This is a genomic window from Modestobacter marinus, from assembly GCF_011758655.1.
In the GTDB taxonomy this organism is placed as follows: Bacteria; Actinomycetota; Actinomycetes; order Mycobacteriales; family Geodermatophilaceae; genus Modestobacter; species Modestobacter marinus.
On record NZ_JAAMPA010000003.1, the window covers coordinates 178,427 to 190,916 of the forward strand.

10 protein-coding genes are annotated in these 12,490 nt (G+C 75.4%); 4 read left to right on the forward strand and 6 right to left on the reverse strand.

Annotated features, from left to right (window positions below; genetic code table 11):
• Positions 1-531: 531 nt before the first annotated feature.
• Positions 532-900 carry a hypothetical protein gene (locus tag FB380_RS21825; RefSeq protein ID WP_166757462.1) on the forward strand — a complete coding sequence of 123 codons (369 nt, stop codon included), beginning with the start codon at positions 532-534 and terminating at the stop codon, positions 898-900.
• 144 nt (positions 901-1,044) lie between these two features.
• On the opposite strand, the gene FB380_RS21830 is transcribed toward FB380_RS21825, so the two are convergent.
• From FB380_RS21830 to FB380_RS21845, 4 genes are all read right to left on the reverse strand, one after another.
• A complete protein-coding gene (locus FB380_RS21830; RefSeq protein ID WP_166757463.1) occupies positions 1,045-2,583 on the reverse strand; it encodes an ATP-binding cassette domain-containing protein in 1,539 nt (512 codons plus the stop codon).
• Between the two features lie 154 nt (positions 2,584-2,737).
• Complete coding sequence (locus FB380_RS21835) at positions 2,738-4,267, reverse strand: glycoside hydrolase family 13 protein (RefSeq protein ID WP_229682276.1); 1,530 nt, start codon at positions 4,265-4,267, stop codon at positions 2,738-2,740.
• Positions 4,268-4,411: 144 nt separating this feature from the next.
• A complete protein-coding gene (locus FB380_RS21840) occupies positions 4,412-4,810 on the reverse strand; it encodes a globin (RefSeq protein ID WP_166757464.1) in 399 nt (132 codons plus the stop codon).
• Positions 4,807-6,210, reverse strand: a complete 1,404-nt coding sequence (locus tag FB380_RS21845) for an MFS transporter (protein WP_229682275.1) — start codon at positions 6,208-6,210, stop codon at positions 4,807-4,809. Before FB380_RS21845 ends, FB380_RS21840 begins: the two co-directional genes overlap by 4 nt.
• Positions 6,211-6,415: 205 nt before the next feature.
• Between FB380_RS21845 and FB380_RS21850 the strand changes: the two genes are divergently transcribed.
• Complete coding sequence (locus FB380_RS21850; protein WP_208383946.1) at positions 6,416-7,414, forward strand: ABC transporter substrate-binding protein; 999 nt, start codon at positions 6,416-6,418, stop codon at positions 7,412-7,414.
• Between the two features lie 56 nt (positions 7,415-7,470).
• Here the strand turns inward: FB380_RS21850 and FB380_RS21855 are convergent, their stop codons facing one another.
• On the reverse strand, positions 7,471-9,549 hold the full coding sequence (locus FB380_RS21855; RefSeq protein ID WP_166757465.1) for a prolyl oligopeptidase family serine peptidase: 2,079 nt from the start codon (positions 9,547-9,549) through the stop codon (positions 7,471-7,473).
• 133 nt (positions 9,550-9,682) lie between these two features.
• On the opposite strand from FB380_RS21855, the gene FB380_RS21860 reads away from it, so the two are divergent.
• Positions 9,683-10,312, forward strand: coding sequence for an HNH endonuclease (locus FB380_RS21860; RefSeq protein ID WP_229682274.1), 630 nt, complete (start codon positions 9,683-9,685; stop codon positions 10,310-10,312).
• Positions 10,313-10,334: 22 nt separating this feature from the next.
• A complete protein-coding gene (locus FB380_RS21865; RefSeq protein ID WP_188959677.1) occupies positions 10,335-11,189 on the forward strand; it encodes an SCO6745 family protein in 855 nt (284 codons plus the stop codon).
• A 9-nt stretch (positions 11,190-11,198) separates the two neighbouring features.
• On the opposite strand, the gene kynU is transcribed toward FB380_RS21865, so the two are convergent.
• Positions 11,199-12,464, reverse strand: a complete 1,266-nt coding sequence (gene kynU, locus FB380_RS21870) for a kynureninase (RefSeq protein ID WP_166757466.1) — start codon at positions 12,462-12,464, stop codon at positions 11,199-11,201.
• Between the last annotated feature and the right edge of the window lie 26 nt (positions 12,465-12,490).

The following is a 12,490-nucleotide window of genomic DNA, read 5'->3' on the forward strand; positions in this document are numbered from 1 at the left end:
GCGGGAGGGCGGCAGGCCCCCGGCGGAAGATACCGGAGACGGGGTGTCACGCCGGAGTCCGGGCGGCGGGGGAGCGCCGCTCCCGATCGCGGTGGTGATCGCTCCGGGTGCCTGGCCGCTCACCTGCAGGTACGTCCACCGGTTTGCTGGGCCTCCCCGAGGCGTGTTGTCTGGGGCCCCTGAGCCCCCTCGGCGAAGGCGGAACAAGGCATGGCAACCGGGTGGTGGGCGTCGCTGTGGTCACGAGGACGCCCGGCGTCGCCGGTCTCCCCACCGGAGCCCTCGCGGCGACCGGACGGGGCGGCCGACGACGGCACCCGGTCGACGCGGACGCCTCCGTCCGGTGAGGCCTCCGGCGAGGTGGCTCGGCAGGGCCCACCAGGAGGTGTCCCCGGTGCCGGTACGGCACCGGGGGCACGACCGAGCCCCGTGCACCACCAGGCGCCCGGCCCGTCCGGCCGACCCCGATCACCTGACCTGGTGCGCAGCACACCGCTGCGTCCCCCACCGAGAACGACAGGAGCCCCCTCCGTGGCACAACTCGACAACGTCATCGCCGACCTGCTCGCGATCGACGGCGCCAGCGGCGCCGCGATCGTCGACATCGACAGCGGGATGGCCCTCGCGGCCGGCGGCACCCCGGGGTTCGACCTCAACGTCGCCGCTGCCGGGAACTCCAACGTGGTGCGCGCCAAGCTCCGCACCATCGCCGACCTGGAGCTCAAGGACGAGATCGAGGACGTCCTCATCACGCTGCAGGGCCAGTACCACCTGATCAACGTGCTCAAGGGCGAGGGCAACTCCGGGCTGTTCATCTACCTGGTCCTCAACCGCGTCACGGCGAACCTGGCGCTCGCCCGGCACAAGCTGCGGGCCGTCGCCGCCGGCGTCGCCGTCTGAGGAAGGGCCCCCGCTCCCTCGTCTCGTGCGTGCGCGGGACGAGGGGACGGGGCCCTCCCGTCGACGGTGGACCCTCGGCGGAACACGGCGCGCGGCGCCGACGCACCGCCCGGACGGGGCGGTAGGCGCCGACGCCGACCGGGCTCAGGCCGCGCTGTGGGTGCTGGTGGCCTCGGCGATCCGTTCGCGGACCGCGGCGACGGGGAGGCCGCTCGTGTCGATCCAGTGTGCGACGCGTCCGCTGGAGACGATGCCGACCCGGTCACAGCACTCGGCGAGTTCGTCAGGGTCCACGGACACGACGACGACGGACGTCCCCCGTCCGGTCGCCTCGTCCAGCATCCGGCGCACCTGCTCCCGGGCCAGGACGTCCAGGCCGCGGGTGGGCTCGTGCAGCACGACGACGTCCTCGGTGGAGGTGGCCATCCACCGCGCGAGCGCGAGCTTGTGCTGGTCCCCGCCGGACAGTGCGCCGAAGACGGTGCGGATGCTGAGGGTCTTCACGTCCATCCGGTGGACGGTCCGGATCACCCCGCGCAGGGTGGCGATCTCCTTCTGCAGGTCCGGCAGTGCGCCCCGCCGCTCCTGGGTGAGCGTCCGTGCGATGGTCTCGCCGGGGTCGACACCGTAGGCGTCCTCGTCCGGGCGGTACGCGGGCAGCCGCAGGGTGCCGTCCTCGACCGGTGAGCCGAGCGAGCGGGGCTGACCGTGCAGCAGGAGCTCGTCGGTGACCGCCGGCAGCTCCCCGGACAGTGCCCCGGCGATCTCGCCGACGCCGGAGGAACGGTGCCCGGTCAGGCCGACCACCTCGCCCCGGTGCACCAGCAGGTCGACGCCCTGGACGGTGCCGGGCACCCGGAGGTTGCGCACCTCCAGGGCCACCTCGTCGGCCGGTGCCGCCCGGGACCCGGCCGGCGAGACGGCGACCTCCCGGGTCCGGGGAGGGGCCGGGGCGACCCGGGGCGCGGGCAGCACCGGTTCGCCCACCGTCTCGGCGGCGAGCCGCACGGGGTCGAGGGTGTCGGCCGGGCTGTCGAGGGCGATCCGGCCGTCCCGCAGCACCAGCACCCGGTCGACCACCTCGAGCATCTCCGGCAACCGGTGGCTGATGTACAGCACGCCCCGGCCCTGGCGCACCAGCCGGGCGGTGACGGCGTGCAGGGCGCTGACCTCCACGGGCAGCAGCGCCGCCGACACCTCGTCCAGCACCACCAGCCGGGTGTCCTCGGCGAGCACGCGGGCGACCTCCACCACGCCGTGCAGGAAGTGCGGCAGCTCACCGACCAGGGTGTCCGGGTCGACGTCGAGGGTGACCTCGCTGAGCAGCACCTGCGCCTGCCGGCGCAGCTCGGCCCGCGGTCGCCCGGCCTGCGGCGTCCCGCGGAAGACCGCCTGGGCGACGGTGAGCGCAGGGTCGATCCGGACGAGCTGCTCGACCACCCCGACGCCCAGCTGGCGGGCGTCCCCGGTCGACAGCGGGGCGTAGGGGCGGCGCCGCAGGGTCATGACCCCCGAGTCGGCCGCGGTGATGCCGGCCAGGATGTCCCCGAGGGTCGACTTGCCCGCGCCGTTGGTGCCGACGAGCCCGACGACCTCACCCTCGGCGAGGCTGAAGGTGACGTCCCGCAGGACCCGACGGGCACCGAACGACTTGGTCAGACCGTCGACCTGCAACAGCGTCATGGGCGGGCGAGCCTCCGTCGAGAGGGTCCCCGACACGGGTCGGCGGACGGTGGTCCCAGCGCCCCCCCGCGACGCTGTGCAACCACTCAGATGCTACCGGCTGCGGAGCGGGCCGCCTCCCGGGCGGACGGGTGCTGCCCGCCCCCGAGGGGGCTCAGGAGCTCAGCCACACCGCCGCGTCGACCGGCACCGACCCGTCGGCGACCGGGGCGCTGGACAGCAGCACCCGGCCCTCCGGGAGCGGCACCGGCGCGGCCGAGAGGTTGAGCAGGCACACCAGCCCACCGGGTCGCCGGAACACCAGGCAGCCCTCCGGTGCCGGCAGCCACTCCACGCCGTCGCCCCCGAACTCCGCGGAGCTGCGGCGGAGCGCCAACGCCGTCCGGTACAGCGACAGCATCGAGTCGGCGTCGGCCGCCTGGGCCTCGGCCGTCAGCGGCGCCCAGCCAGGGGGCATCGGCAGCCAGGTGTCGGCGGTCGTGGAGAAGCCGTACGGCGGCTGCTCGCCGGACCACGGGACCGGCACCCGGCAGCCGTCCCGGCCGCGCTCGGTCCGTCCGGACCGCTCCCAGATCGGGTCCTGGAGCACCTCGTCGGGCAGGTCGACGTCGGGCATGCCGAGCTCGTCGCCGTTGTAGACGTAGGCGACGCCGGGCAGGGCCAGCTGGAGTAGTGCGGCTGCCCGGGCCCGCCGCGTGCCGACCTCGCCGCCGCCGTAGCGGGTGACGTGCCGGGGACGGTCGTGGTTGGACAGCACCCAGCAGGCCGGCGCCGGGGTGGTGGCGACCGTGGCCAGCGAGTGCTCGATCGCCGAGCGCAGCTCATCGGCGTCCCACTCGGCGGTCAGCAGCCGGAAGTTGAACGCCAGGTGCAGCTCGTCCGGGCGCAGGTACTGGGCCAGCCGCTCGTCGTCGAAGACCCAGACCTCGCCCACCGCCATCCGGTCGGGGTACTGGTCCAGCACCGTGCGCACCCGCTGGTGCAGGGCGTGCACGTGGTCCTGGTCGAACCGCAGGTCGCCGGGGCCGTCGTCGGCGAACAGGCCGGTGTCCTCGGCGGGGACCATGTCCGGCAGCCCGGCGGGCTTGGCCATCCCGTGCGCCACGTCGATCCGGAAGCCGTCCACCCCGCGGTCCAGCCAGAAGTGCAGGGTCTCCTCGAGGTCGGCGACGACCTCGGCGTTGGCGTAGTCCAGGTCGGGCTGCTCGGGGGCGAACAGGTGCAGGTACCACTGGCCGTCGGGCACCCGGGTCCACGCCGGGCCGCCGAAGACCGAGGGCCAGTTGTTCGGCGGCTGGGCGCCGTCCGGGCCGGACCCGTCGCGGAAGAAGTATCGGTCCCGCGCCGGCGAGCCGGGCGGGGCGGCCAGCGCCTCGGCGAACCACTCGTGGTCGTGTGAGCTGTGGTTGGGCACCAGGTCGATCGTCACCCGCAGGCCCAGCGCATGGGCGTCGGCCAGCAGCGCGTCGAAGCCGGCCAGGTCGCCGAACACCGGCTCCACCCCGCGGGGGTCGGCGACGTCGTACCCGTGGTCGTGCATCGGGGAGGGGTAGAACGGCGTGATCCACAGCGCGTCGACCCCGAGCTCGGCGAGGTACGGCAGGTGCGCCCGGATGCCGGCCAGGTCGCCGACGCCGTCGCCGGTGGCGTCGGCGAAGCTGCGCACGTAGACCTGGTAGAACACCGCCTCCCGCCACCAGTCGGCGGTCGCGGGGGAGACGGGCGTCGGGTGCTGGCTCAGCGGGGGCTCCTCGGGTCGTGCGGTCGGATGGCGCTGCTGCCGGGACCGGCCGCGGGCGCGCAGGAGGTGGGGGGGCGGCGGGCTCCCTCAGCGGTTCTGCATGCTGTGCGCCGCCATCTCCAGGTAACCCCACAACGTGGCGTCCTGCTCGGCGGTGAGCCCCAGCGAGTCGACGGCGGCGCGCATGTGGGTCAGCCACGCGTCCCGGGCCGCGGCGTCGACGGCGAAGGGGGCGTGCCGCATCCGCAGGCGGGGGTGCCCACGCTCCTCGGAGTAGGTGCGCGGCCCGCCCCAGTACTGCTCCAGGAACATCCGCAGCCGGGTTTCGGCGCCGTCCCAGTCGTCGGCCGGGTACATCGGGCGCAGGACCGGGTCCTCCCGGACCGCGCCGTAGAAGTGCGCGACGAGGGTGCGGAAGGTCTGCTCGCCGCCGATCTCGTCGTAGAAGCTGTCCGCCGAGGGCAGCGACCGGCTCGTCTCGCTCATGACTGCGATGGTCCCCCAGGGACCGGCGCGGGGCTCACGCGGGCAGTGACCTCCGCGGGTCGGCTGCGCCGCAGGGCGATGAGCGGGACGACGACGACGACCAGGCCGATGCCGCCCGACAGCGCCACCACCGTGCTCGGTGCCAGCGCCTCGGCGCCGAGCCCGGCCAGCACGACACCGAGCCCCTGGACGCCGGCGAGCCCGGCGGCCGCCACGCCGAACGCCCGCCCGCGGTAGGCGCTGGGGACGGCCTGCACGAAGGCGACGTTCAGCGGGATGGAGCAGGCGCCGCCGACCCCGGCGACGAAGAAGAGCGCCACCACGGCGGTGAAGGCGGCGGTGCCGGTGCCCAGCCACACCGGCACCAGGCCGGCCAGCAGCACGCCGCCGAGGGACAGGGCCACCAGCGGGGCCAGCAGCCGCTCGCGGACGTGCGGCGGGCAGAACCGGCCCACGACCACGCCGCCGACGGCGGTGCCGGCCGGCGCGGCGGCCAGCAGGACGCCGGTGGCGGCGGTCGTGCCCTGCAGCTGCAGGCCCAGCGGGGTGGCGATGCCCTCCGGGGCGTTGACGAACAGCGCCGCCACCCAGAGGACGCCGACGATGGACAGCAGCCGCGGGCTGGCGGCGACGAAGCGCATGCCGCTGGCGGTCTCCCGCCACAGCGAACCGACCCCTGCCTCCGCGTCGGCAGCGCCCGGTGCCGGGCGGGGCCGGAGGCCCAGGGACAGCCAGCCGGCGGAGACCGCGAACGTGGCGGCGTTGAGCAGCAGGGCGGCCGACGGGGAGAAGTGCAGCAGCAGGGCACCGCCGAGCAGGAAGCCGATCAGCTGGGCGACCTGGGCGGTGATGCCGGTCAGCGAGGTGGCCACGGCGTAGCGGTCGTCCTCCAGCACGTCGGCCATCAGCGCCGACCGGGCCGCCTCGAACGGCGGCGAGCACAGCGACACCAGCAGCAGCAGGCCCAGCAGCAGCGGCAGCGGCATGCCCGGGACGGCCATGCCGGCCACCAGCACCGCGCGGACGACGTCGCTGGTGATGAGCACCCGGTGCCGGGGGAGCCGGTCGGCCAGTGCGGCCAGCACCGGCCCGCCCAGGATCCACGGCAGGTAGCTGATGCCGAAGGTGATCGCCGACAGCAGCGCCGACTGGGTGCGCTGGTAGACGAGCACGGTGAGCGCCACCCGGGCGAGCTCGTCGCCGATGGTGGAGAGCAGGTAGGAGCCGAAGAGCGGCCGGAACTCGGCGACCGCGAAGACCTGCCCGTAGGTGGCCGGCCGGCTGGTCCCGCGGCCCGCCCGAGGGCGGGGCCGGCTCAGCAGCGTCCCCTGTCGCCGGGGGCGGCGATCACCGCTCGTGCCCGTTCCATGACGCGGGAGTGTGGCAGGTCGGTGGTGCACCGTCGATCACCGGCGGTGGAGGCGGTCGGCGTGCCGTCCGCGTTCCGGTACCGACAGGCTCGGCAGCCGTCCGGATGGTGGCTGCCACGAGGCGGAAGGGCCCGTTGACGTGACCTGCCTCACGACCTAGCGTCCGCCGCCACCCGTCCGAACGTCGACCCGCAGCGCCGTGCGCCGGGGGTGGCGAGACCCCCTGGAGGAACGCGTGCGCAGGACGTCGAAGAGCTCGATGGTGCTGGGCTCGATGGTGATCGGCGCCCTGGTGCTCGCCGGTTGTGGCGGCGGGGACGACGACGCGGCCGAGCCCGCGGCCTCCGGCGCGGGGTCCGCTGAGCTGACCACCGTGCGGGTGGGCGCGATCCCGATCGTGGACGTCGCACCCCTGTACCTCGGCCAGGAGGTCGGGATCTTCGCCGACCACGGCCTGGAGGTGGAGCCCTTCCTGGCGCAGGGCGGTGCCGCCATCGTCCCGGCGGTGCTCTCCGGGGAGGCCGAGTTCGGCTTCTCCAACATCACCAGCCTGCTGCAGGCCGAGTCGCGGGACGTCCCGCTGGCCCTGGTCGCACCGGGCTCGGCCGCCAGCGGTGACCCGGCTGCCGACTTCGCGGCGGTGATCGTGCCGGCCGACAGCCCGGTGCAGGAGCCGGCCGACCTGGCCGGGACGAGGGTCGCGATCAACTCGATCAACAACATCAGCGACACCGTCGTCCGGGAGACGGTCCGGCAGGACGGTGGCGACCCCTCCTCCATCCAGTTCGTGGAGCTGGCGTTCCCCAACATGGTCGCCGCGGTCGCCGACGGCTCGGTGGACGCGGCGTTCGCGGTGGAGCCGTTCGCCACCGTCGGGGTCAGCCAGGGCATGCGGGTGGTCGCCGCGCCCTACACCCTGACCGACGAGGCGCTCACCGTCGCCGGGTACTTCACCTCCGACCAGTACGCCGCGGAGGAGCCGGAGACCGTGCAGGCGTTCGCCGACGCCATGGCCGAGGCCCAGCAGTACGCCACCGAGCACCCCGACGCGGTGCGCGAGGTGCTCGGCTCCTACACGAACATCGAGCCGGCGATCGCCCAGGAGCTCACGCTGCCCAGCTACCAGACCGAGGTCGACCGGGGCTCGGTGGAGCGGTTGCTGGAACTCGGCGTCGAGGACGGGATCATCCCCGAGGGCGTGGACCTGGACAACGTCTTCGCCGATCTGCAGTGAGCCGCCCGGGCTGGTGCCCGCCGCAGGCCCGGGCAGGCACCAGCCGGTTGCCCTCCTCAGGCCCGGTCGGGAACCAGCCCGGTGTGCGCGGCCAGGAAGGCCAGCTGGTCGGCGGCCAGCCCCACCGTGCGGCTGACCGCCCGGGCGCCGTGGCCCACCGACAGCTCCCGGCGCAGCACGATCGGCGCCTCCGCCGTCGTCGCGTGCTGCAGGGCGGCGGCGAGCTTGCGGGCGTGCAGCGGGTCGACCCGGGTGTCGGACTCGAAGGTCGTGAACAGCACCGCCGGGTACGCGGTGCCCTCGACCACCCGGTGGTACGGCGAGTAGCCCAGCAGCCAGCCCAGCTCCACCGGGTCGGCGGCGGTGCCGTACTCGTCGTTCCAGGTGCGCCCCAGCCCGAACAGCTCGTACCGCACCATGTCCAGCAGCGGTGCGCTGCAGACCACGGCGGCCACCAGGTCGGGGTGCTGGGTGGTCATGGCGCCCACCAGCAGCCCGCCGTTCGAGCCGCCCATCACGGCCAGCTGCGCCGGCGTCGTCCAGCCCTCGGCGACCAGGTGGCCCGCGGCCGCGGCGAAGTCGTCGAACACGTTCTGCTTGTGCTCCCGCATCCCGGCCCGGTGCCACTCCTCGCCGTGCTCGGAGCCGCCGCGCAGGTTCGCCACCACCCACACCCCGCCGGCGGCCACCCAGGCCAGGGCCTGCGCGCTGTAGGCCGGGGTGAGCGAGACGTTGAAGCCGCCGTAGCCGTAGAGCACGGTCGGGCGCGGGGTGTCGGGGCTGCCGGTGGCCGACAGCACGAACAGGTGCACCGGCGTCCCGTCCGGGGAGGTCGCGTGGGCCTCGACCACCTGCACGGCGGGCACGCTGCCGGCCACCGGGGCCTGCTCGTGTGCGGTGAGCGCGGTGGGGTCGGCGGCGTCCCAGCGCAGCACCGACGGTGGGGTCGCGTAGTCGGTGAAGCCGACCCAGGCGGCCGTGCCGCCCTCCGGCGGTGCGCTGACGCCGGCGACGCTGCCCGGGGGGAGCGCGGTCACCTCGGTGAGCCGGCCGGAACCGTCGGCGGCCCACACCGAGAGCCGGTCGGTGGCGTCGACCGCGTGGACGGCGAGCACCCGCAGGTCGCCGTCCGGGCCGTCGACCAGGGCGACGTCGCCGAGCACCCCGTCCTCGGACTGCGGGACCACCTCCTGCCAGGCAGCCGGGGCCCAGCCGGCCGGGTCGGTCGGGTCGGCCACCACCAGCCGCCCGCGGGGAGCGTCCCGATCGGTGTGCAGCCACAGCCGGCCGTCGCGGGCCACCCACGCCGAGGTCTGCGCGTCCACGCCGACCTGCAGCTCGCGGAGCACCCCGTCCCCGGCCAGGTCGGCCAGCCAGACGTCGTCCCGCGGCGCGGTGCCGACCGAGGCGGAGACGACCAGCCAGCGGCCGTCGGCGCTGGTGCGGGCGCCGAAGTAGGTGGAGGGGTCGCTGCCCTCGCCGTGCACCAGGACGTCGTCGGCGGGGTCACTGCCCACCCGGTGGCGCCACACCCGGCGGTGGAACTGCTCCTCGCCGGCCGGGACGAGCCCGGGGGCCAGCCGGCGCACGTAGAAGAGCTCCTGCCCGCCGGGCAGCCAGCCGACGGGGGAGTAGCGGCAGCGGTCGATCGGGCCCTCGACCAGCTCGCCGGTGCCGACGTCCAGGACGAACAGCTGCGACTCCTCGTCGCCGCCGACCGACACCTGGTAGGCGAGCCGGTCGCCCTCCCACGAGGGGGACCAGGCGTCCAGCGTGGTGGTGCCGGCCGGGTCCAGCGCCGTCGGGTCGACCAGCACCCGCACGGTGCCGTCGGGCTCGGTGACCCGCAGCACGGCGTGCTCCTGGCCGGGGTCGCGCCGGGTGGAGAACGCCCGCCCGTTGCGCCACACCGGGATGCCCACCGCACCGGCGTGCACCAGCTCGGCCAGCCGGTCGGCGAACGCCGGACGGGCCGGGAGGCCGGCGAGGAGGCCCGCGGCCAGCTCGTCCTGCGCGGCGGCCCAGGCCACGGTGCGCGGGTCCCCGGCGTCCTCCAGCCAGCGGTAGGGGTCGGCGACCGGGTGACCGTGCAGGTCGTCGACCAGGTCCAGGCGGGGGGCATCGGGGTAGCGCACGCGCCGACCGTAGCTGCGGCCACCGACGCACCGTCGGGTCGGTCGATGGCAGAGAACGCCGTCGTCAGTGCAGGATGAGGGTGCCCGTGGGCTGTCGAAGCCGTCGGTGGCCGGGGGCACTCGGAGGTGTCCCGTGTCGATCACCGCACTCGGGTCGTCGTCCGGGCCGGGTCACACCGGCTCCCGACGCGACGCCCCGTCCCGCCCGCACGCGCCTGCCCGTCCGCACACGCCGTCCCCGGCAGCCTGCACCATCGGCGCGACGTTGCTGCTCAACGCCACCTACGAGCCGTTGTGCGTGGTCTCCAGCCGCCGCGCGATCGTGCTCGTCCTGGCCGCCAAGGCCGAGGCCGTCGACGTCACCGACGACGAGGTGCACGCCGAGCGGGTCACCGTCGCCGTCCCGGTGGTCGTGCGGCTGACCCGGTACGTGCGGGTGCCCTACCCGGTCTCGGTGCCGCTGTCCCGCCGGGCGGTGTTCACCCGGGACGGGCAGACGTGCGTGTACTGCGGGGGCTCGGCGACCAGCATCGACCACGTCGTGCCGCGCAGTCGCGGCGGTACGCACAGCTGGGACAACGTCGTCGCGGCCTGCCGGCGCTGCAACCACACCAAGGCCGACCGGTCGCTGGCCGAGATGGGCTGGTCGTTGCCGCACCCACCCGGCGCCCCCAGCGGCGCCGCCTGGCGGCTGCTCGGGCACCGCACCGTCGACCCGCGCTGGCGGGAGTGGCTCGGGATGCCCGACTCGGTGAGCGCTTGAGCACCTTGGCAGGATCTCCCGTGTGAGCAACGGAGCACGGCGGTTGTGGGCACTCGGCGAGCCGTTCCACGCCCTCACCTACTTCGCCGACGAAGCCCGCACCGCCTACGCCGGCGCCGGGCTCCGCGGCTTTTGGGCCGGGTACTTCGCCGGCCGCGCCGCGCCCCTCGGGCCGGTCGGACCGGCGCTGGTCACGGCCACCTTCGGGTCGTTCGCCCCGGACTTCGTCGCCCGGCGGGTGCCCGAGGTCTGGACGGCGGTCGCCCCGGCCGACGCCCTGGCCGCCCGGCTGGCCGGGGTGGACGCCGCGGTCCAGCGGTCGCTGCCGCAGTGGATCGGCTCACCCGAGGCGCAGGAGGCCGCCACGCTCGCCCGCCGGGCGGCCGAGGCCGTCGACGTCCTCGGCCGGCCCCTGGCGGCGGCGAACGCCGACGTGCCCTGGCCGGCGGAGCCGCACCTGGTGCTGTGGCAGGCGCTGACCACGCTGCGCGAGCACCGGGGGGACGGCCACCTCGCCGTCCTGCTGCACCACGAACTGCTCGGGTTGCCGGCCCTGGTGCTGACCGCCGCGGCCGGGACGACGTCGGCCGACTGGCTGCAGAAGGCCCGCGGCTGGTCGCCCGAGCAGTGGACGGCCTGCGCCGAGGAGCTCACCGGGCGCGGCCTGCTGGCCGACGGGGGGCTCAGCGCCGACGGGAGCGCGCTGCGGGCGGCCGTCGAGGCCGACACCGACCGCCTGGCGCAGGGCCCGTGGACGGCGCTCGGCGACCGCGGCTGCGACCGGCTGGCCGAGCTGCTGACGCCGGTGCGCCGGGCGGTCGTGGCGGCGGGGGAGTGGCCGGCGCAGAACCCGATCGGCGTCCCCGAGCCCGACTGAGCGCCCTCGTCAGGTGACCCGGGCGCGTTCCACCGGGTAGGCCTCGTGGGCCCGGTCCGCGAGCACGGTGCGCAGCCGGGCCATCGCGTCCCAGACGTCGACGAACCGGGTGTACAGCGGTGCCGGGCCCAGCCGCAGCCGGTCCGGCGTGCGGAAGTCCGGGACGACGCCGCGGTCGATCAGCGCCTGGGTCAGCTGCCACGCCTGCGGGTGCGCCAGGCTGACGTGCGACCCGCGCCGGGCCGCCTCCCGCGGTGAGGCGACGGTGACCCCGTCCCCGGTCAGCCACTCGTCGGCCAGTGCGATCACCAGCTCGGTCAGGGCCTGGCCCTTGGCGGCCAGTCGCTCGATGCCGGCCTCCGCGGTCAGCCGGGCGCCGACCTCGACCGCGGCCATGGCCAGCACCGGGGGGGTGCCGACGGCGAACCGGTCCACGCCGTCGGCCGGGTCGTACGCCGTCCCCATCGCGAACTGGTCGCGCTGCCCGAACCACCCCCAGATCGGCTGGCGCAGCTGCTCCTGGAGCTCGCGGCGCACGTAGAGGAAGGCCGGGGCGCCGGGCCCGCCGTTGAGGTACTTGTAGGTGCAGCCGACGGCCAGGTCGGCGCCGGCCGCGGTGAGGTCGGCGGGCACGGCGCCGGCGGCGTGGCTGAGGTCCCACACCACCAGGGCGCCAGCCTCGCGGGCCAGCCGGGTCACCTCGGCGATGTCGATCAGCGCGCCCGAGCGGTAGGCCACCTGCGAGAGGACGACGACGGCGACCCGCTCGTCCAGCGCGCCGGCCAGCACGTCGAGGTCCAGGCCGGTGTCGATGTGCGCGGCCACCTCGCGCACCGTCATCCCCCGCGCCTGCGCCACCCCGGCCACGATGTAGCGGTCGGTGGGGAAGTCGTCGGCGCAGCAGACCAGCACGTCGCGGCCCGGCCGGGCGTCGGCCGCGGCGACCAGCAGCTTGTACAGGTCGACGCTCGTCGTGTCCCCGACCAGCACCTCACCGGGCTGTGCGCCCAGGACCCCCTCGGCGAGGACGTCACCGATCCGGCGGGACTGCTGGACCCAGTCGCGCCAGGAGCCGACCAGGCCCTGCCCCCACTCCTGCTCCACGACCCGGGCGACGGCGGCGGGGGTCTCCGTCGGCAGCCGGCCCAGGGAGTTGCCGTCCAGGTAGAGCAGCCGGTCGGGGCCGTCGTCGTCGGTGCCGGTGAACCGCGAGCGGAACCCGGCCAGCGGGTCGGTGGCGTCGGCGGCTGCGGCGGCGGCGCGGGAGAGGTCCACGGGGAGATCCTGCCGGTGGCGGCTAG

Bases quoted from the DNA above. Each gene is read 5' to 3' on its own strand.
- FB380_RS21840 (WP_166757464.1), bottom strand. From the start codon at position 4,810: ATGAGCGAGACGAGCCGGTCGCTGCCCTCGGCGGACAGCTTCTACGAC.
- FB380_RS21830 (WP_166757463.1), bottom strand. From the start codon at position 2,583: ATGACGCTGTTGCAGGTCGACGGTCTGACCAAGTCGTTCGGTGCCCGT.